17 protein-coding genes and 1 pseudogene are annotated in these 20,569 nt (G+C 61.7%); 9 read left to right on the plus strand and 9 right to left on the minus strand.

Translation table 11 applies throughout. From position 1 onward, the window contains the following. Window positions 1–82: 82 nt before the first annotated feature. Window positions 83–1,318, plus strand: coding sequence for a hypothetical protein (locus ASE72_RS19300; protein ID WP_056025627.1), 1,236 nt, complete (start codon window positions 83–85; stop codon window positions 1,316–1,318). A 257-nt stretch (window positions 1,319–1,575) separates the two neighbouring features. Continuing rightward, window positions 1,576–3,456, plus strand: coding sequence for a sensor domain-containing phosphodiesterase (locus tag ASE72_RS19305; RefSeq protein WP_056025630.1), 1,881 nt, complete (start codon window positions 1,576–1,578; stop codon window positions 3,454–3,456). Window positions 3,457–3,658: 202 nt separating this feature from the next. Here the strand turns inward: ASE72_RS19305 and ASE72_RS19955 are convergent, their stop codons facing one another. The 5 genes and pseudogenes from ASE72_RS19955 to ASE72_RS19960 all read right to left on the minus strand — a co-directional run bounded on the left by ASE72_RS19955 (window position 3,659) and on the right by ASE72_RS19960 (window position 9,022). Then, window positions 3,659–3,841 carry a hypothetical protein gene (locus ASE72_RS19955; protein WP_082446317.1) on the minus strand — a complete coding sequence of 61 codons (183 nt, stop codon included), beginning with the start codon at window positions 3,839–3,841 and terminating at the stop codon, window positions 3,659–3,661. Between the two features lie 952 nt (window positions 3,842–4,793). Continuing rightward, window positions 4,794–6,947 (minus strand): xanthine dehydrogenase family protein molybdopterin-binding subunit, encoded by a 2,154-nt coding sequence (locus ASE72_RS19315; RefSeq protein ID WP_056025636.1) that lies wholly within the window; start codon window positions 6,945–6,947, stop codon window positions 4,794–4,796. Beyond that, on the minus strand, window positions 6,944–7,963 hold the full coding sequence (locus tag ASE72_RS19320) for an FAD binding domain-containing protein (RefSeq protein ID WP_056025640.1): 1,020 nt from the start codon (window positions 7,961–7,963) through the stop codon (window positions 6,944–6,946). The genes ASE72_RS19315 and ASE72_RS19320 overlap by 4 nt, the downstream gene beginning before the upstream one ends. Beyond that, window positions 7,963–8,571, minus strand: a complete 609-nt coding sequence (locus tag ASE72_RS19325; RefSeq protein WP_056025642.1) for a (2Fe-2S)-binding protein — start codon at window positions 8,569–8,571, stop codon at window positions 7,963–7,965. The genes ASE72_RS19320 and ASE72_RS19325 overlap by 1 nt, the downstream gene beginning before the upstream one ends. Window positions 8,572–8,792: 221 nt before the next feature. After that, window positions 8,793–9,022: pseudogene (locus ASE72_RS19960) on the minus strand (DksA/TraR family C4-type zinc finger protein). 172 nt (window positions 9,023–9,194) lie between these two features. Between ASE72_RS19960 and ASE72_RS19330 the strand changes: the two are divergent. Beyond that, complete coding sequence (locus tag ASE72_RS19330) at window positions 9,195–10,280, plus strand: catalase family protein (RefSeq protein WP_056025645.1); 1,086 nt, start codon at window positions 9,195–9,197, stop codon at window positions 10,278–10,280. A gap of 106 nt (window positions 10,281–10,386) precedes the next feature. Further along, complete coding sequence (locus ASE72_RS19335; RefSeq protein ID WP_056025648.1) at window positions 10,387–10,866, plus strand: GFA family protein; 480 nt, start codon at window positions 10,387–10,389, stop codon at window positions 10,864–10,866. Window positions 10,867–11,137: 271 nt separating this feature from the next. On the opposite strand, the gene ASE72_RS19340 is transcribed toward ASE72_RS19335, so the two are convergent. After that, complete coding sequence (locus ASE72_RS19340; protein ID WP_056025651.1) at window positions 11,138–13,537, minus strand: membrane-bound PQQ-dependent dehydrogenase, glucose/quinate/shikimate family; 2,400 nt, start codon at window positions 13,535–13,537, stop codon at window positions 11,138–11,140. Between the two features lie 400 nt (window positions 13,538–13,937). Between ASE72_RS19340 and ASE72_RS19345 the strand changes: the two genes are divergently transcribed. The 3 genes from ASE72_RS19345 to ASE72_RS19355 all read left to right on the plus strand — a co-directional run bounded on the left by ASE72_RS19345 (window position 13,938) and on the right by ASE72_RS19355 (window position 16,097). Next, window positions 13,938–14,198 (plus strand): hypothetical protein, encoded by a 261-nt coding sequence (locus ASE72_RS19345; protein ID WP_056025654.1) that lies wholly within the window; start codon window positions 13,938–13,940, stop codon window positions 14,196–14,198. 194 nt (window positions 14,199–14,392) lie between these two features. After that, entirely contained in the window at window positions 14,393–15,370 is a 978-nt protein-coding gene (locus ASE72_RS19350) for an SDR family oxidoreductase (RefSeq protein WP_056025657.1), read from the plus strand. A 100-nt stretch (window positions 15,371–15,470) separates the two neighbouring features. Then, the gene (locus ASE72_RS19355; protein WP_056025661.1) at window positions 15,471–16,097 is read left to right on the plus strand and encodes a class I SAM-dependent methyltransferase; all 627 of its coding nucleotides are present in this window, start codon (window positions 15,471–15,473) and stop codon (window positions 16,095–16,097) included. Window positions 16,098–16,195: 98 nt separating this feature from the next. On the opposite strand, the gene ASE72_RS19360 is transcribed toward ASE72_RS19355, so the two are convergent. After that, a complete protein-coding gene (locus ASE72_RS19360; protein ID WP_056025664.1) occupies window positions 16,196–16,561 on the minus strand; it encodes a hypothetical protein in 366 nt (121 codons plus the stop codon). A 227-nt stretch (window positions 16,562–16,788) separates the two neighbouring features. Here ASE72_RS19360 and ASE72_RS19365 point away from each other — a divergent pair, with 227 nt between their 5' ends. Further along, the gene (locus ASE72_RS19365) at window positions 16,789–17,361 is read left to right on the plus strand and encodes a transposase (protein ID WP_200916425.1); all 573 of its coding nucleotides are present in this window, start codon (window positions 16,789–16,791) and stop codon (window positions 17,359–17,361) included. A gap of 149 nt (window positions 17,362–17,510) precedes the next feature. On the opposite strand, the gene ASE72_RS19370 is transcribed toward ASE72_RS19365, so the two are convergent. Next, complete coding sequence (locus ASE72_RS19370) at window positions 17,511–18,488, minus strand: alpha/beta fold hydrolase (protein ID WP_200916427.1); 978 nt, start codon at window positions 18,486–18,488, stop codon at window positions 17,511–17,513. A 30-nt stretch (window positions 18,489–18,518) separates the two neighbouring features. Beyond that, window positions 18,519–19,733, minus strand: coding sequence for an MFS transporter (locus ASE72_RS19375; protein ID WP_056025670.1), 1,215 nt, complete (start codon window positions 19,731–19,733; stop codon window positions 18,519–18,521). 115 nt (window positions 19,734–19,848) lie between these two features. Here ASE72_RS19375 and ASE72_RS19380 point away from each other — a divergent pair, with 115 nt between their 5' ends. Next, on the plus strand, window positions 19,849–20,430 hold the full coding sequence (locus tag ASE72_RS19380) for a TetR/AcrR family transcriptional regulator (protein WP_056025673.1): 582 nt from the start codon (window positions 19,849–19,851) through the stop codon (window positions 20,428–20,430). Window positions 20,431–20,569: the final 139 nt, after the last annotated feature.

Genomic DNA, 20,569 nt, shown 5'->3' on the forward strand with positions numbered 1-20,569 from the left:
CATAATCGGACATTATGGTAACTACAGCGATGTGCTACAACGGCGAAATGCAGGGTAAATTGGACCAGCCGGCAGGCGCCGCATGAGCGAGATCGTCGTCTACCGCACAGACGGGGAGGGGCTGCCGGTCCGAACGCGGCGGGGGATCGTCGAGCCGATCGATGTCCGCGTTACCCGGTTGCTGGGTCTTGCGCTGCCGGCTGAAGGTGTCCCGGTCAGCGAGATCGGTTTTGCGGCGCAGCTCGGCGCTATGGCAGCGGCGAGCAAGGCGGCGCTGGCGTCGGACCTGGCCTGCTATCTGCGCTGGTGTGGAGACACCCGTATCGCGCCGCTGCCCGCCGAGCCCGAAAACCTGGTCCGCTACATTACCATGCTCGAGGCTCGCGGCGCCAAGCCCGCCACGGTGGCCCGGCGGGTTGCCAGCCTGGCCACCGCACACGCCCTGTCAGGCCTGCAGGAGAGGGGGCACGCGCCGACGAGCCACGTGATGGTCCGCGCTGCGCTCAAGGGCCTGCGCCGGCGTCGTGGTGCGGCCCAACGCCAGGCGGCCCCGTTGCGCTTCGGGGCCTCGCTAGATCCCCATACCAAGGGGTTCACGCTGACCGCGCTGTTAGGCGCCTGTGGCGGCGAGCTGCAGGGGTTGCGCGATGCCGCCCTGCTGTCGCTCGGTTACGATGCGGGATTGCGCGTCAGCGAGCTCGTCGCCGTCACCGTCGCGCACATCGATCCGCACAGCGATGGTTCGGCGCTCCTTTTCATTCCATCATCCAAAACCGATCAGGAAGGGCAGGGGGCCTGGGGCTGGCTGTCCGCGGACACGATGCGCCGGGTCGGCGCCTGGCTAGTGGCGAGTACCATCACCGAGGGGCCCGTCTTTCGGCGCGTGGGGGTCGATCGGCGCCGTCTACGCGCCGCAGTTCCGCCGATGGCGTACGAGGCGATACCGGGGCACACGCGGCACTGGCAGGAGAAGCTCCGTGGCAAGAAGGCCGAGCCGGCGCGCGCCGTCTACACGGTCGGTACGGCCTCGCTGAGCCGGCAGGGCGTCAACGGGATCTATCGGCGCGTGGCGCTCAGCGCGTTCGATCAGGGGCTGGTCGAGATGCCGATCGCGAAGGTTGAGGAGGCGGCGAGGGCGCTATCAAGCCACTCGCTGAGAGTAGGGCTGACGCAAGATCTGTTTGCGGCCGGCGAGGACGGCGTTGGCATTGCACAGGCGCTGCGATGGTCTTCACCGTCGACCGCGCTACGCTATGGGCGCAAGCTTGCAGCCAGGAGCAATGTCGCAGCGCGCGTATTGTCTCGCATCAGAGCTTGAACTTGCGAAACCGATGCAGCCTATTTGGGTGTCGGGTTGAGTTCGCGATGGATGGGCACACTGTATTCGTCGTTGAGTCTCGCGACCAATCCGCTAACCGTTAATCTAGAAAACATATGATCGCCATTCAGATGCTGGCCAGTTATCTAAATATAGTCAAATTGGGCTGAGATAAAACCGCCACGGGCAGTATTAGAGTCCTTGTCGACTATCGCATTAAAGATATCTAAACCAGCGATTTGATAGGTTCCCGCTCCATGAGCCTTTCTGGAGAATCTCAGTATCAAGGAGGCAATGATACAGTGAGTGTCCTGCTTCATCTTCAGAATGCTATTCTGAAGATGATTGCCAAGGGTGCTGGGCTGGCGCCAACGTGTACCATGCTGTGTGCGGAGGTAGAGCGGATCCTCCCGGAGGTAATCTGTTCGGTATTAACGGTCGATGTGGCAGGCCTGCTTCATCCGCTAGCTGGCCCGAGCCTACCGGAAGTATATTCCCAAGCCTTGGATGGCTTGTCTGTCGGCCCGTTAGCCGGCTCCTGCGGAACTGCGGCCTATCTGAAAACAGAAATTACCGTCGTTGATATCGAGACCGACGTCCGCTGGGCGCAGTTCAAACACCTCGCACTTCCCCACGGGCTCCGCGCCTGCTGGTCCAGTCCGATATGTGATGCAGACGGTCGCGCGATCGCGACATTTGCCTTTTGTTATCGTAACGCCCGCGGACCGACGGCCTTCGAACGCGAGGTGGTGGCTAACTGCGTTAACCTCACGCAAATCGCTATCGAGCGACATGAGCGTGTCCTCGAGCACCAACGACGGGCTTTTACCGACGCCTTGACCGGTTGCCCCAATCGGGCCGCTTATCATGCCGCACTTTCCAAACTCGAAGGCGCTGCGGTTGGCAGTTGGGCGCTGTTCGTGTTGGATCTCGATAATCTCAAGGTCGTGAATGACACGTTTGGGCATCATGCGGGTGACGAGCTTCTTCAGATCGCCAGCGACAGGATCTCAGCAGCAGTCAGCCCCGGGCGAACGTTTCGCGTCGGTGGCGACGAGTTCGCTGTCATTCTCCAGGCTACCGATACCCTTCGTGACCTAGAGAAGATCGCGGATGAGGTTCTAAGCGCGCTCTCGGTTGCTGCCGACTGCGGCGGGCATAGCATCGTCCCTCGCGCTACCATCGGAGGCGCTACGTTCTCATCGGACGACGCCGGGGTTGGGAGTGTTCGGCAGAATGCCGACTTTGCCCTCTACCACGCCAAGGAAACCGGTCGTGGTGGTTTTGTACGATACTGGGCAGGGCTCCGCTCGAACATGACGCGGCGTATGGGCGCAATCAGGGACCTGAGTGCGGCTTTGCGAGAGGACCGGATCGAGGTCCATTATCAACCGATCTTCCGATTAGACACGCGCGAGATCGTCGGCCTGGAAGCGCTTTGCCGCATGCGCATCGGCGACAATCTGGTCTCGGCTGCCTCTTTTCATGAGGCGACTGCCGACGCACAGGTGGCGACCTCGCTCACTGCCAGGATGATGACCTTGGTAGCGGCTGACCTACGTCGATGGCTGGATTTGGGTATTCCCTTTCAGCACGTTGGTATCAATGTCTCGTCTGCGGATTTGAGTGGCGGTGCCGTAGGACAGGTTCTCTCCGCAGCGCTCGAGCGCGAGCGGGTCCCTCACGATCACGTCATTCTCGAGGTAACCGAGACGGTGTACATGGGCCGCGGGGACCAAGCGATTCAGCAAGCGATCAGGGCATTACGGGCTGACGGCATACGGGTCGCGCTGGACGACTTCGGAACGGGTTTCGCATCGCTGACGCACCTGCTCACCGTTCCCGTCGATGTCATCAAGATCGACAAACTGTTCGTTGACCACCTGGAACCAGACGGTGTCAGCGTGACCATCGTCGAAGGCCTGATCCGTACCGCGAGAAAGATGGGCATCAGGATCGTCGCCGAGGGGATCGAAACTGAAGAGCAAGTCGAACAGCTTCGCGCGATCGGCTGCGCCTTGGGGCAGGGGTACATCTTCTCGCCTGCAGTCAATCGCGAGACGACAACCGCCCTTCTCCTCGGGCATGCGCAGGGCATTGCGCGAGCGCCGATAGCGACGCGATCAGGCGTGGGCTAATTTTTTTTGGATCTGCTTTGGAAGAGGGACTCCAGCATTACGCGAGCCAACTACCTATAATCTCCTCGAACGTATGGATGAAGAAGGGGTCCCGATCGGCGTTGATCGGGACCCCTGCACGGTAAGCTTCGACCCAGATACAACGGCGTGGTCAAACCTTTCCGGTGGTCCCTTTTCGGCGCCAATCCACATGGTCGGTGTTCTACCAAGCTCTAGGCTCAGCTCCGGTCCGTGCTGCTACCGCTGCTTCTATCTCATTCAGGTCAGCTTGCGAAACCACGCCCGCCGTCAGCATCTTACGCATGAGTTCGTCGACGAGCGCCGCAAGAAAATGGATCTCGGCGCGTTCAGAAGGAGTATCTTCGCCCTCAGCATTCACGTCCATCTCGCATGTCCTTTAAATCGTTGGAAACTTGAATTCGCACAAACGAAAACCGTGCGTGTCGGTTATAGGTTTGCCTATGAACCTTTCTCAAACCGAGTCATACCGTAACGCGGCCACCCTTGAACGATCAGCAGCGGAGCAGTCTCCGCTACCTCGTGTCCGAGAGCGTCATCTAAGATCGGCCGAAGCATGGGATGCAATGGCCAGTCAGGGTGAGCTGACTGAGCGACTGGCGCAGGCGAACGCGGAGAACCGCATAAAACAACCGTACCAGCGACGACCTTCAACCGAGAATACGTAAATCAGCTCAGGGAGCCTTACGGAACAGACAGCGGTCCCGGCAGCTGCCGAGGGAACCACGTCAGGAGGGCGTCTGACAGCGCCGTAGCGACAACTGAGGGCTCGCCCGTTCGGGTGCCACTAGCGCGCACCGTGGTCGCCTGCCCCGTCCACACGACGTGATTGTCGCGGCGCAGCGATACCGTCACCTTGAGACGGGTTACGATCAGTCCGCGCAATTGATCCTTCCCCGAAGGCAAAGTCAGCGACAGGCCGCCAAGCCCGGCCGCCATGCCCGGCCGGTCTGATCGGTCGTTGCCGGACCGGACAACGCCGCGCTGGGTCTGCGATACCTCAACCTTGGCGACATAAAGGCTGTGGTTTGGGTCGGGTAGGGGCAGGAATGGTGTTCGAAGCAGGGTTCGCTGAACGGCGTCCGTGAACGTTCTCGTGATAGCGGGAGACGTAGTCGGACTATCAGCAGCCACGATCGCTATCGTGCCGGGCCTAACCGCGGTGGTGGCAACCGGCGATTGCATGAGGGCTGCGGCCGCAGCGAGAGGAAGTACGTACATCCAACAAGGTCCGATGCTTTAAGGGGCTTTTGATGTAGCTCGGCACGTCGGAGGCATGTGATTTCCCGTCTCAGCCGCGGTCTTCCGCCTCGGTTCGATTACAGAAGATCTTCGATCCTGAACGGCATCTCACGCAGCCGCTTGCCCGTCGCATGATGAATGGCATTGGCAATGGCGCCTGCACAGCCCGTCATGGCAACTTCGCCAAGCCCCTTTGCGCCAAGGGCATTGATGAGAGGATCCGGTCGATCGATAAAGCCGACGTCTATCGACCCGATGTCGGCATTCACAGGCACGACATAGTCGGCAAGGTCGTTGTTGAGCCACCCACCATAGCGAGGATCGACTTCAGTCGCTTCGCGGAGCGCCGCACCAATGCCCCAGATCACGCCGCCCCGAACCTGACTCTCGGCCGTGCGCGGCGAGATCACCCGTCCACAATCGGCGATGCTGACGACGCGCGGCACGCGGACGCGGCGCGTGCCGGGTTCGACATGAACTTCAACGAAGTGGGCAATGTAGCTGTAGGTCGTAAAGGTCGAATAATCCGGCCCGACCAGCGCCATGCCGCCCTTGCGCAGTGTCGCCAGATCTTTCGGACCCTGGTCGACCGCAACATGCTCGACCTCAACCTGAAGCGATGGACGCCGTACAGTCGCAAGCTGTCGGTGAAGATTGCCCGCCACCTGACGCCCCGCCAACAGCTCGGCCATGGCAGCGTTGAGTTTTGCGGCCGCCTCTGCCGCTGCCGGCACGACGCTTGCAGTGCCCCAGGATCCCGCTGTCGTATGCTGTGGCGCTACACTGGTGTCGCCGATAGCGATCTCCAGCTTCGAAGGATCGATCGCCAGTTCGCGTACGAGAACCTGTTCAATGGTCGAGCGGATGCCCTGGCCCATCTCATGCCCCGCAGCCGCAAACCGGGTCGTGCCGTCTGCGTTCACACGCAGAGTAACGATGTTAGGATGGGCAGAGCCCGGATAGGCGCCTGATGCTACGCCCCAGCCGACCTGCGTGCCGTCGGGCAGCGTCATCGATCCCGGCTGGAGACTACGCCGTTCCCACCCAAAACGACGTGCGCCCTCCGTGAGGCATTCCGATAGATAGCAGGACGAGAGTTTCTGGCCGTGGATCGGATCGGTCGTCGCCCGGTGGCGCAGTCGGAAGGCGACCGGATCGACGCCGAGCTTGAGGGCAAGTTCGTCTACTGCGCTTTCGAAGGCAAAGCACGACGGATGCGGTGTCGGCGACCGCATATAGCCTGGCGCCTGCGTATCGATCCGCAGATTGGCGGCGGTCCCGTGGTAGTTCTCGATGCCGTACAGCATGGGTACGGACTCATGGTAGTCAGGCGGAAACTGGCCTTCGCGCGATTGCTGCTGATCGGCGTCGTAGCGCACCGCGATCATTTTGCCGCTGGCATCCGCACCGATCTCGATCCGGTGACGGTTCTTTGGCCGGAAGGTCGCGTTATGAAAGATCTGCCCGCGCGGCAGGACGAGTTTGACCGGTCGGCCGAGCAGCATTGCAGCGCGGGCAACCAGAGCGGTCTGTCTCTGTGCTCCGCCACGCTGGCCGAAGCCCCCGCCGATCTGTGGGCTTTTTACCGTCACCTGCTCGGGCGTCAGGCGCATATTCCGCATTACGGCACCCTTAGTGTTGCTGCTGCTCTGCGTACTTTCGTAGATGGTAAGTTGCCCGTTTTCCCATACAGCCGTCGTCGACAGCATCTCGATCGGGTTATGGTGCTGTGGCGGTGAGACATAGTCCGCCTTGTGCCGGGTTACCGCGCGCGCCATCGCCTGCGTCGCATCGCCCGCTGTCACCGGTTTGACGGCTTCGCGCACCATCCCCGGCTGCTCGATGAGCGAGGTGAACGCGGGTGCTGTTGTGTAGGTCGGACGAATGGCCTCGGCGCCCTCGATCGCGGCCTCGAGCGTCTCGGCAACGACAAGTGCGACCGGCTGGCCGCGATAGGCAATGTCGGCCGTGAGCGTCGCAGGCGGGGGCGGTGCGCCAGGGGTCGCAGGAGGGGGCGGCAGAAAGTCGGTCGCGGTCAGCACGCGAATAACGCCCGGCACCTGCATCGCTGCATCGACCGACAGCGAGGCAATCCGCCCCTTCGCAATGGTTGCCGGGACCTGCATGGCGTACAGCAGCCCAGCGACCTGATGGTCGGCTCCATAGCGGGCAGCGCCCATCACCTTCTCGCGGGCATCGGCACGGGGGCGGTTGGGGAAGGGGGCGGTCATGACCGGTTCCTCGCTGCGGCTATAGTCAGGGCGTCGGCAACGGTTCGCGCGCCGAGTTCGATCTTGAAGCCGTTCTGCTTACCAGCTTTGGCATCGGCGAAGGCGGCTCGCCCTGCCGCCAGTGCGGTCGCCGGGGTCAGAGGCTTACCAGCCAGCAGCGCTTCTGCCGCGGTCGCCCGCCATGGCTTGGTCGCCACCCCGCCAAGTGCGATCCGAGCGCGCGTCACGGTGTCACCATCCATCTCCAACGCGACCGCTGCCGAGGCGAGCGCGAAGGCGTAGCTCTCCCGGTCACGGATCTTGTGATACGTCGAATGCCGGCCTGCCTTCGTCTTTGGCACGACGATCGCCGTGATCATCTCGCCTGGCTGCAGCGTGAACTCCAGGTTCGGCGTGCTGCCCGGTAGACGATAGAGTTCGGCAATCGGGATCGCGCGGCTACCGCTGGCGCCCAGCACTTCGACATAGGCGTCGAGCGCGACGAGCGCGACGGGCCAGTCGCCAGGCGAGACGGCGGTGCATGACGAACTCTGGCCTAGCACGGCCTGGCCGCGGTCGAGTCCACCGATTGCCGCGCAACCCGAACCCGGCTCCCGCTTGTTGCAAGGGTAGGTGTTGCCGACCGATGTTCCGCCTGCGCCGTTGCGGAAATAAAGGCAGCGGGTCCGCTGGAGCAGGTTACCGCCGACCGTCGCCATGTTGCGCAACTGCTGCGAGGCAGCCTTCCACAACGCCTCGGCAAGGACGGGATAGTCGCGCAGCACGACCTTGTCGGTCGCGACCGTGCTCATCGGTGCGAGCGCCTCGAAGCGTAGCCGCTCACCGTCCGTCTCAATTCCATCGAGCCCTCGGATCGTGGTGACGTCAATCAGGTGCTGAGGCTTCTCGATGTCGAGCTTCATCAGGTCATAGAGCGAGGTGCCGCCTGCGATGTAGCGGGCACCGGCTCCCGCGGCTGTGAAGGCCTGGACTGCCGCTACGTCGCTTTCGGGTCGTGCGTAGGTGAAGGGGCGCATCAGGCTTTCTCCCTTCCCGCAAACTGCTCGATCGCCGCGACGATGCCGACATAGGCGCCGCAGCGGCAGATGTTGCCGCTCATATATTCGCGAATGCGGTCCTTCGATGTGGCGTTGCCTTCGCGCACGCACGCCACTGCCGCCATGATCTGTCCCGGTGTGCAATAGCCGCATTGCAGCGCGTCGTGGTCGATGAAGGCCTGCTGCATCGGGTGCAGCGTCTCGCCATCGGCAAGCCCTTCAATCGTTGTCACGGCACGTCCGTCGACCTTGGCTGCTAGCGTGAGGCAGGATGCTACGCGCCGACCGTCGACGTGAACGGTACATGCGCCGCACTGGCCATGGTCGCAGCCCTTCTTGGCGCCAGTCAGATGCAGTTGCTCACGCAGGAGATCGAGCAGCGATGTCCGCACATCGATCTCTACCGGTACCGCCTTGCCGTTGACCGTCGTCCGGATCGCCAATCGGACGCCCACAGGCTTGGCGAGCTGTGCTGCGACCGCCGGATCGCTCTCAGCAATAAGGCTAGACGCTGTAAGCGCGGCGGTACCACCCAGTGCGGTGCGCCGCGTCAGCGGCACGCCCAGGAAGTGATCCATATCAGCCATCAACATCTCTCCGGACGGGCGCTTGCCTCGCCAGGCATTCGTAGCCGAAACAGATGCTTAGCTAAAGCGCTCAGATGGGTCAGGCAGTCGTTGCTGCCATCGACGCTTGCGGCAGCTAAAGGGGCCAGCTCCGGAAGCTTCGCTTATATTCTCGTAGGAGTCTGACCTCGTCGATAGGCGACGCAGTTGTGAGAAGGGTACAACCCTGCGGGGTGCCTAAACTATTTCAGTTGGCTGTCCTTGCTCCCACGTCGGTTCATGCCGGTTGCCACGGGACGGTCCCGACCGCTCTGACAGGCTACGCAGGTGTGTACGCCCGGTAGCGCGCGTCGGCGCCCTTCGGGAATGTCGTCCCCACACAAGGTGCAGGTAAGTCGGCTTTCACCCGCCGGCATCTGCGCGCGGGCCGCCAGAACGGCATCGGTAATGGTATCATCAATCTGGTCTGCACCGCGCCGTCTCGGCTCCATCCACCGGCCGCTTATCGTCCCCTGCTGTTGTCCTTCACCATGTAGGAACGGTTCGTACTCACGCCATGAATGTCGCATACCAGCTGAAGCATAAATACACTGTTGGATGAGGAAGTTATGCGTCCAGGGACGATCCCAGAACGTTTCAAGTGAATGAGCAAAACCCATTTTCCGCTTCGCTTCGATTCTAGCTTCGAAAACGTGCCGGATGACGAGGTTGAGACGCAGCGCGGCCTTACCGACGCGATGCTAGCGATCCAGCGCAAGACGCACGCAGATACAGGTTATGCTCACCGGGCCGTACACGCCAAAGCTCACGGCTATCTTAAAGCCAGGTTCGAGGTGCTCCCCGATCTTCCGACATCTCTCGCGCAGGGACTGTTCGAGAGACCTGCTACATACGATACCATTCTGCGTTTCAGCACGACACCAGGCGACGTGCTCGACGACAATGTTTCGACCCCGCGCGGGGTGGCGCTGAAGGTGTTAGGGGTAAGCGGAGCACGTTTGCCCGGAAGCGAAAGCGATACGACGCAGAACTACGTTCTCGGTAATTCGCCATCGTTTCAAGTGGCAACTGCTGCCGGCTTTCTAAAGCAATTGAAGATATTGGCCGCCACTACGGGGCATGCCGAGCCGGTCAAAGAAGCGCTCTCTGTTCTCTCGCGTACGACAAATGCTGGCCTGGAGAAGGTCGGGCTAAAATCGGCAACATTGACCACGCTTGCCGGCCAAGCAACCACCGAATTACTCGGTGACAACTTCTATTCGCAGGCAGCGATCCTCCACGGTGACTATTTTGCCAAGGTGGTTCTTGCACCCGTGGCGACCGAGCTGGTCGCACTATCTGGCAAGTCACTTGACGTTTCCGGCCATCCCGACGCAATCCGAGAGTCGATCCAGCGCTACTTTGCCACGCTTCCAGCAGTATGGGAGTTAAGGGTTCAGTTGGCGACGGACATCGAGGCGATGCCTGTCGAAGACTCCGCTACCGAATGGCCCGAGCACGAAAGTCCTTACGTCGCGGTAGCCCGCGTTACTGCCACCCCACAGCAGTCATGGTCAGAAGAGCTGTGGGCCGAGATCGAAAGCGGGTTAGCGTTTAACCCTTGGATCGGTTTGGCCGCGCACCGGCCGCTGGGATCGATCATGCGTGCTCGGAAGCCTGCCTACGCTGCAGCTCGAGAATATCGTGGGCAAGCCAATGGCATCAGGATCGAAGAACCTACGATCCCATAGGCATTTGGCCCCGCTGGCAGGCAAACTGAAGTGATGGTCGACCTGCTCATGCCTTTGGTGAACGATTTGGCTTCTTAAGCGGTTGGAAGGTCAAGGAGATTTATCAATGCGCGACGCTGACGGGACTTACGCAATCACGGGCGGTTGCCGCTGCGGGGGCATCCGATACCGCATCACGAACGCGCCGCTATTCGTGATGGCTTGCCATTGCACGGACTGCCAGGAGCAGACGTCGAGTGCCTTCTCGCTGGGCATGCCTGTAGACAAGGACGGCTTTTCCCATACGGGTGAACCAGTCGTCATCACCAAGACCGCCGAAAGCGGAAACGAGAGTCGCGCATATCGGTGTCCCACGTGCGCAGTGTGGACGCAGACGATAACGGACGGAACTCCGGATACAGTCGTGGTGCGTCCCTCGACCCTTGACGACGCAGAGTGGGTCAAACCCGTCGCTCAGATCTTCGTCCGAAGTTCGATGCCTTGGGCAAAGCTCGACGTACCGCACAGCTACGAGAAGGAGTTCGATGATCCGACCGAGATCGTGAAGACTTTCCGTTCGTCGGGCATAATCGACAAGGTGGCATGATCGGCCGCAGGAGATAATTTTCTTTACTGCCAAAGGCCACTACGTCGCGGCACAGGACGATTAGGACCCCGCCGAGGTGATCATTGGCGCTGCGGGCGTAGCGAAAGCGCCTAGTCGGTCATCCTGCGGTCGTTTCGTCGGAGCACGCGGCGTCAACGTGCTCCAGTCAAGGGATCGGCCGTTTGTCGTGCAAGTGGTAGTTGTTAGAGGCCGACGTGCAAATCATTGGTGGCTCCGAACTGCCACCAATGCCTGCGCGCGCTCGAACTTTCTACTTTGGCAACGCATACGCGATGACGTGATCGCCGAGCTTCGTTCCAAGCGAACCATGGCCACCCGCCACCACGACAACAAACTGCCTACCGCTCGCGGTAGAGCGATACGACATCGGCGTTGCTTGACCACCAGCGGGTAGCCGGGCGCGCCACAAGACCTTACCCGTTCGCGTGTCGTAAGCTCGGACGTAGTTGTCGATTGCCGCAGCCATGAACGCTACACCGCTTGCGGTCGTGATCGGCCCACCAAGCGATGGCACCCCCATCTTGACTGGCAGCGGCAGGATCGTCTCGTCGCGGATCGTACCGTTCTTGTGCTCCCAGACCTTCTTGCCCGTGGTCAGATCGATGCCGGCGACATAGCCCCAGGGCGGCGCCTGACAGGGCAGACCGGCAAAGGACAGGAAAGGGTTCATGTCGACCGCGAATGGTGCGCCTGTGTTGGGATTATAGCCCTGCTCTTGCGATCCGCGCCGATCCGATCCGCCGGCCGGCCCGCGTTCGTTGGGGCCACCACTATCGTCGCGACGTGGCACCAGTCGGTCGACGAACGCCACGTAGTTTGGATGTGCGAATATGACCTGTCGCACCGGGTCGATCGAGATGCCGCCCCAGTCCATGACACCGAAGTTTCCTGGGAAGACCAAAGAACCTTTCAGCGAAGGTGGCGTGAACGGCCCGCGATAATCGAGCGACTTGAAGCGGATCCGACACCAGAGCTGGTCGAGCATCGTCGTGCCCCACATGTCCGTCTCACGTGCCGGTGCTGGCATCAGCGATACCGAAGAGAAGGGTTGGGTCGGCGACGTGTGATCGCTGGGCGCGGCTCCGGCTGGCACGGCGCGTTCGGGCGCCGGGAAGATCGGCTTGCCAGTCCGGCGATCAAGCACGAACAGATTGCCGGTCTTGGTCGACTGGACCAGCGCCGGCACTCTGCCGCGGCCAGGCAGTGTCAGGTCAACCAGCGCTGGCTGCGCTGGCACGTCCATGTCCCACAGATCGTGATGGACGGTCTGATAGATCCAGCGCGGTCGGCCAGTCGCGATGTCGAGCGCGAGGACCGAAGTTGCAAATCGCTCGGTGGTAGCAGGACGGTTGCCGCCCCACTGATCGACCGCCCCCATGCCCATCGGCAGATAGACCAGCCCGAGCGCTTCATCGGCTGCCGGCGTGCTCCAGCTGTTGGGCGACGACGGCGTGTACTGTTTGCCGGTGCCAAGCGGTGCCGTGTCGGACGGGTTGCCGGGATCGAAGTTCCAGACGAGCCGGCCGGTTGCGGCATCGTAACCCCGGATGACGCCGGAAGGTACCTTGGTAGCGATGTTGTCGAACACTGCGCCGCCAGTAATGATGAGCCCCTTTGCGACCAGTGGCGCTGAGGTCACCTGATACCAGCCCTGATTGTAGTGCGGCTGACCTGGCAGCAGGCTGACGGTGCCGTTCTGACCAAAGCTGCGACACAGCGAACCCGTTCGCGGATCGAGCGCGATGAGCCGGCTGTCATTCGTGGCCAGGATGATGCGCTGTGGGCAGTCGCCGACACTTGTAGCGCTAGGTTCGCCCGCCTTCGTGCTATCCCAGTAAGAGACACCGCGGCACGTGAGGTGCTGCATGTTCTTCTGCGATGTCGCGATCTTCGGATCGAAGCGCCAGCGTTCCTTGCCGGTCTCGGCGTCGACCGCGATGACCCAGTTATGCGGGGTACACAGATACACCGTATCCCCAACCTTGATCGGCGTCATCTCGTACGTCGTCTCACCGGGATCGGTGTCGCGCTTCATGTCACCGGTGCGTAGTTGCCAGGCGACTTTCAAATTGCCGACATTGGCTGGCGTGATCTGCGTAAGCGGCGAGAATTTGTCGCCGTACCAGCTGCGCGCATAGGCTTGCCAATCGTCATCAGGCACGCCGTGGAGGTTCGCGGCAAGCGCGTGGCGTGGCCCCGGCAGGCTGCCGTCGAGATTGTGCACATCGCACGTCAGTGAGACAGCGCCGAACACTATGGCTATGCCTAGTGCCAGGGTCAGCGGACCAGCACCACGCGTCCATGAAACGCCTGGTGTCAGGCGCTTAACCGTCCAAGGCAGGGCCAGCAACGCACCGAAGATGAAGATCAGGTCGCCGCGTGGCACTAGCGGCCACCAATCGGCGCCGATCTCTGCCCATGCCCAAATTACCGTGCCGAGCACCAGCGCGGCAAACACGTGCAAAGCGAGTACACGTCTGCGCCAGAGCAACACCGCCGTCGCCAGCATGGCAAGCCCAGCAAAGATGTAAAACAGGCTGCCGCCCAACGTTGCGAGCCACACACCGCCAACAAGGTTGAGAAGCCCTACGACGCCAATGATGACGGCCAGGATATGGGGCCATCGGGCAGGGTGGCGAACGTGGGTCATTAGCGGCTCCGCGCATCATGCCTGCCCCATAGCAACGGTATTTAGGGAGGCGGTGCAAAAGGCACCGTAAACCGGTCGCGCCAGATAAATCGAGACGTCTGGATGAAACTTTTGTTACATTGGCTGTGATACCCGTAGGGATTACAGCCCGCCCTTGGCAAAATCCCCGAGCGAGCCGACCAAACACATTTGGGGGTTGTTCCGGCTCATCATATACAACCGGAAAGTTGAATAGTTTCGCAATCGCTTCTGTTGTGTTGCGGACGCTCGGCATTGGGTTGGGCGGGACGAGACGGTATTCTCGGCGCTGGCTATCTTTTCTCGAAAAGCACTCAGATCGTTGAGATAATGGGAAACTAGCCCCGCTTGAAAGGTTTTAGAGCGAGCAGAGGAGATCGACATGACGACCGAACAGCCGAACGTTGCACCCAACGACGTGAAGCCTGAGCCGCACGACGCGGATAGCGCTGCGACCGTTTTAGACGATGCGCACATCACCAAAACGCGTGGTGGCGGGGGTCGAGGCGGTGCCGATGCCGCGGATGTCTTGAGCGGATCGGGAAAGCTTAGCGGTGGTGCGACGCCGAACAGCCTATCGATGTGCCAGTTCCCCATGGCGGTGGTGGCGACCCAACTCGCGAAGCGCAGCTCAGGTCTTTGAACGACGGCCCAAAGGAACCGCACACCAATCCGAACTGATCATCCTCAGAGTATTTCGAGGAACATCGTGCGCCGTCGGGTGGACACCCCGAGGCCTCCGGGACGTTGGGTGTCTATGCATGATGATAGGACAATTTATCTAACGCGCCCGCGTTGTCTTCCCGTAGGTGAGGCAGCCGCCCTGAGCATCGTCCGATGAGCGCTGGTCGTAACCTGGCCGGACGGCGCGTAGTGATTACCGGTGCATCGAGCGGTATCGGCGCGGCAACGGCGGTGGCTTTCGCCAAAACGGGAGCGCGGCTTGTCTTGGGGGCACGAGGCAAAGACGGGCTGGATAACGTCGCGGAGCGCTGCGTCGAAGCTGGCGGCAGCGCAGTCGTCCGACCGGTAGATTGCACCGACGCAGGCGCAGTGGCCGCATTCGCCGCTGAGGCGCGCGATCTGCTCGGTGGCATTGACCTGTGGTTCAGCTGTGAAGGCGTCGGTGTGCTTGGCCGGTACGAAGACGTCCCGATCGCGGATCACGCCCGTGTCGTCGATGTGAACCTCGTCGCCCACATGAACGACGTCCATGCCGTACTGCCGATCTTCCTCGCGCAGGATCACGGCACTTGGGTAAACATGATCTCAGCCGGCGGTTTTGTCGCTACGCCTTATGCCGCGGCCTATTCGGCGAGCAAGTTCGGGTTGCGCGGATTCAGTTCCGCATTGCGCGGTGAGGTGTCGAAGCGCCCGCATATCCACATATGCGACGTCTGCCCGACCTTTGTTGATACACCCGGCGTCGATCACGCCGGTAACTATACAGGTGCCCGACTCTCGTTGCCCCCAGGTTCGCTCGCACCAGAGACGGTGGCGAAGGCAGTCGTGCGGCTTGCCACGCACCCTCGTAACCTTACCGCCGTCGGCGCACCGGCAATCGCATTCAAACTCGGCGAGTTCGCGGCGCCGAACCTGCTGGCGGCGATCATGAGCGGTTTTCTCGACTCCTGGTCGGCCCGTGCTGCCGACGGTAACGACAACGATGGGGTGTTGTTCGAACCGGGCGTCCCCGCCGGGCCTGATGGCGGCCGACGCGATCCACAACGGGGGCGCAAGGTGGCAGCCGCGGCTGGCAGTATGGCGGTTCTAGGCCTTGCGGGGGTCGGTGTATGGCTCGGCCTTCGCCGGTGATTGAGGACGATCGCTATCTCGCGGTGCGCTCGGGCATACGGTTACGAATGGACGCTGTGGTCTCAAATATTGGCGGATGTAATCGGCAAGGGTTCATCGCGTGACCGAAGCGATCGAGTTGGGACTGCCGGCACAGGCCTTCGACCGACAGGATGATGGCGACGACCTTGGCTTCTATGCGCCCCCGCGTTTAGTCACGCACATCGACGAGACAGCTGTCGGCGCACTGACCAGCCTATACCGTGATGCGATCCCCGCTGGCGGGCGGGTGCTCGACCTCATGTCGAGCTGGGTCAGCCACCTGCCGGACGACGTCGCCTATGCTGAGGTCGTCGGCCACGGCATGAACGCAGAGGAACTCACGGCCAACCCGCGCCTCGATCGCTGGTTCGTCCAGAACCTGAACGATGTGCCTAACCTGTCCGAAGAGGATGCGCGCTACGATGCCGTACTGATCTGTGTCGGGGTTCAATATCTGCAACACCCCCTGGCGGTACTGCGCGAGGTTCGTCGTGTGCTGAAGCCGGGAGGCCGCGTCATCATAAGCTTTTCGAACCGGTGCTTCCCGACCAAGGCCGTGGCGGTCTGGCGCGCTCTCGATACGCAGGGCCACGCCTCGCTTGTCCGCCTCTATCTCGAGACGGCGGGTTTTCGCGGAGTCACGGCATCCTTACTCGCCGACGGTCGCCTGGGCGATCCATTGGTCGCGATAACCGGTCGCAGTTGAGGCTGTCGGGATCACACCAGCAATGAGGGCGCTGACTTCCGGTTCAGTACCGTCGCGGCTGTTACAGGTACGTATCAGGCGCAACGGCGACTCAGTGGTCAGGCCTCGACGCTGGCGGTCAAGGGTGGCGTCTGCTGATGTTGAACGACCAGCCAATCGTCGTGTCCCCGCATGCGCAAAGTCGAGGTGCAGTGTGCCTCGTACTTCTCGTCGCCGCTCGTGCATCGCGCTGTGTAGGCAACGACGATCAGACCCTCCTGAGGGCGTGACACTCGTCGATCCGATAACTCGACCGTATCCCAATCGGGCGTAGCCTTGACCGCATCCTTCGCGTCCTGGCCCTGGAAGACATAAGGCGGACGAGGAAGGACCATGACGATCTCCTCGTCGATCCGGTTCTGGTAATGCTCGTCGCTGGCATCCCATAGGCTACCTTCAAATTCCCACACGCGCTGGTCGTCCATGCCGTCTCTCCTTCATGGCTATAGCGCGGCAGAATAGACGAGGGTTCCGGCGTCCGAGCCTATCTCACAAACGATCGGGCCTGTTGAAAAATGCCGGACATGCCGGGGTGCTCCTTCGTTTCACTCCTACCGTGAGGAGCGCCGCTATGATGGGACCAGCCTGTCGCGGTGGGCGGGAAGGGGCGTCCCGTCGCACTATAGAAGCCATGTTGCCCGCAGACCACCTCTTGCGCCGCATCGATCGGTGTCTCGACACGGCTGAACTGAGAGAAGCGCTGGCCTGTCATTACAGCGTGCGAGGTCGGCCGTCGATCGACCCCGAACTTCTCATCCGCATGACCCTGATCGGCCGCATCTACGCGATCACGTCCGAGCGGCGCCTGTGTGAGGAGCTGCGCTACAATCTTGCCTATCGCTGGTTCTGCCGTCTCACGCCGGGAGACAAGGTTCCGCACCACTCGACATTCAGCAAGAACCGGCATGGACGCTTTCGCGACGCCGGCGTCTTCCGGCAGCTGTTCGACGCCACGGTGCGCCGCTGCATCGGGGAGGGTCTGGTCGGAGGCAAGGACGCCGCGATCGACGCCTCGTTCATCGAAGCTGACGCGTGCTGGCAGCGCAAGACCGTGCCCGGCTATTTGCCCTATGTGGCAAACGGCGGTCGTCCCGTCCGGGAGTGGCTGAGCGATCAGGGCAGTGTCAGCACGAAGCCTGGTGGCTCGAAGGATTTCGAAGGTGTCTCGCGAACCGATCCTGCTGCAGCCTGGTCGGCGCGCCCGGGTCGCGCGCGGTTCGGCTAACCGGCGCGGTAGACCATCAGCTACCGTATCGTAAACGACGGTTGCGTTGAATGCCTGACTTAGAAACCGGGTCGCCGCTTCCACGTCAGGCACCGTAATCCCAATGTGATCGATCCCGCGTACATTGCCGGCCATGCTGGCATCGGGTGTCATGGTCGAGCCAGGAACGAGGTAATTAGTGGGTCCAGCGCCGGCGCGCATTCCTCGGGAACCCAGTGACCGCACCCGGGCAGCACGTGCGCCTCGACGTTGGTGGCGTAGCGTCGGATGTTTTCCGGCTGACTGACGCCGAAACCGCCATTGCCACCCCCGCCAACGGCAAGAACCGGCATGGTCAGCTTACTCGCTGCCAGTGCCTGATTTTGCACGATAGATCGGGGTAACGCACGGTAATATTCGAACGCGTGATGGAACGTCTGCGGCTTTGCATAAGAGCGAACGTAGCGATCGATCAGCCCATCGGTGAACACCGCCTGGTTGCTCGCATGATGGCGAATGAAGTGCGTCAGGAACAGCCGCTCATTGCCTTTCACCATCGCGTCCGCCAACTGATCGTCGGCTGCGAAAAAGCTATGGTGCCAGCCCGGTGCCTCACCGGTCGCGACGAACGCGGGTAGCGAATAGAGCGTGTCGTCGGGTACGGTCGCTTCTATGAAGGCGGCCTTGACGATGTCGGCGGGGTGACGCGCGACCATTGGATAGCTGTTCCAGATGCCGATATCGTGCGCGACCAGATAGAAGGGTTTGTCCGGGCTGAAACGCTTGGCGAATTTGTACAGATAGTCGGAAATGTCGACGCCGGTGTAAGACGTGCGAGGTGCTTCCGACAGGCCAAGACCCGGCAGCTCGACCGCCACCACCGTATAGCGCCCGGCAAGTTTCGGCATGAGGCGGTTCCACTCATACCATGTCTGCCCAAAACCGTGGACGAGGAGCACGAGCGGGCCTCGACCGCCGCGCACGAAATGCAGCTTCACGCCGTCAATGGTTTCGTAACCGCCGCTAAATCCATCAGGAATCGGAAATTCTTCATGCGCGGCGGGTAGAACCGCACGCGGCGCGGCTTGGATCGGCGTCGCTGTCATAGCGAGTGCAGCAAGCGCAAAGGAGATGCTGTAGGGCTTCATGTCTGAACCTCGTTCTCAAAAAAGGAGCGGTCAGCGGCCTGACGGCGCGCGGTGACCGGGTGGAAAGGCGAAACGGCGTGCGGCCAGCGCGATGAGAAAGGCTATCAGGGCCAGCGCCGCGACAGCGGGCGGCAACAGCGAGGTCCCTCCCGTCGTGAGCAGCGCACCGCCGAGCGCACCGCCGACCGCGATCGCCAGGTTCCACGCCGTGGTCACCATCGCCTGCGCCAGATCGACGCCATCACCGGCCGCGTCTGCCGACGCCGTCTGCATCATCGCTCCGGCACCGCCAAAGCCGAGGCCCCAGATGACGGCCGCCGCATAGACGGCGATGCCCTGTCCGCCAGCAATCGTGAGGAGCACCGCGACCGCCGCGAACGATCCGATCGCAAGCAGTACCAGCACACGGAGCATCCGATCTACCAGTCGCCCTACGGTCCAGATGCCGGCCAGCGAACTGACACCGAATGCAAGCAGCACGAGATCGACCCGAACGGCCGCAGCCGTCGCGAACGGCGCAATGTAGGTGTACAGGATGTTGTGCGCCGTCATCCAGGTTAGGATGACGAGCAGAATCGGCACGACTCCCGGCGTGGCTATGACCCGGCGTAGCGACGGACGATCATCGGCCGTCCGGCCAGGAGCATCGGGCACTTTTGCGATGATCCAGCCGATCAGCACGACGCTGAGCGCGGAGAGGACCAGAAACGACCCGCGCCAACCAACCAGACCACCCAGGAAGGTCCCCAAGGGCACCCCTAGCGAGAGCGCCAGCGGCACGCCAACCATGGCAAGCGCCATGGCCGGGCCGGTCTGGTCCGGACGTACGATGCTGCGCGCGTAACCCGCGAGAATCCCCCAGGCGAGCCCCGCTGCGCACCCGCCGACGAACCGCGCGACCAGCACGAGGCTGATAGACCCTGCCCATGCCGTCAGCGTGTTCCCGACAACGAAGCAGATGATGGTACCGAGCAATAACGGCCGGCGGGGAAGGCCTTGGGTCAAGCTGGTAAGCGGAATCGCCGCGAGCAAGGACCCCAGAGCATAGACCGCAACAAGTTGTCCCGCGATTGCTTCAGAGATTCGCAGGCCAGAGGCAATTTGCGGCAGCAAGCCAGCGGGAAGCGTCTCGGTAACGATGCACAGGAAGCCACTGGCGGCGAGGCCTGACAGTGCTGCGGCAGGGAGTGCGGTACGCGGCACCGCCCCGGTTTCGACGAGGCCTAGCGAGGGGGAAGGCGGCATGATTGTCCTTATTCGACAGTTCGTACCTGCTCTCAGACCTCAACGATCCGGGGCATGGCTATTTAACTTAATGACCGCTATACAAATATGATCCAGCGATGCAAGGGGTTATGTAATGATCATTAACGAAAATAAGCGGCAGCGGGGACGGCCGCGCGGGTTCGTTCTCGACGCAGCGGTCGAGGTCGGACAACATCTCTTTCACGAGCACGGCTATGAGAACGTCAGCGTCGCCGCGCTGACCGAGGCGATCGGGATTACCCCGCCGAGCTTCTACGCGGCGTTCGGCAGCAAGACCGCCTTCTTCAAGGATACGTTGCGGCTCTATTCGGCCACCGTCGTGCCGCTGGATCGCTTTCTGGTTCCAGGTATCGCCCCCACGACGGCGCTCTGCGATATGCTACGCGCTGCGGCGCGTGCGTATGCCGCCCATCCGCAGCGGCGTGGTTGCCTTATCCTCGAACATGCCAAGGCCGGGACAACAGATTGGGGCATCGCGGCTGCACAGATCGCAACCGAAAATCGCGAACGAGTGCGAGTGTTTCTTAAAGCGTCCGACAGCGAAGCGCCTGAGCGTATCGCGGATTACGTTGCCATGACCATGCTCGGCCTGTCGGCCGCTGCGCGGGAGGGATGGAAGGAGGCAAGGCTACTTGCTGTCACGGAGACGGCAGCGAAGGCGCTAAATTATTGCTAGCCACATGATAGATAGCCAAGGCCCACCTGAAACGGTTTTCCCAATTAGGAACCGCAAGCGAGACGGCGCGGGCATTCTCGGAATCGATACGATTTCGAGAAGCTTTAGGTTTGCCAAGTGTCCGATCTAAGCTGGAGGT

Source organism: Sphingomonas sp. Leaf20, from assembly GCF_001421535.1.
GTDB lineage: Bacteria > Pseudomonadota > Alphaproteobacteria > Sphingomonadales > Sphingomonadaceae > Sphingomonas.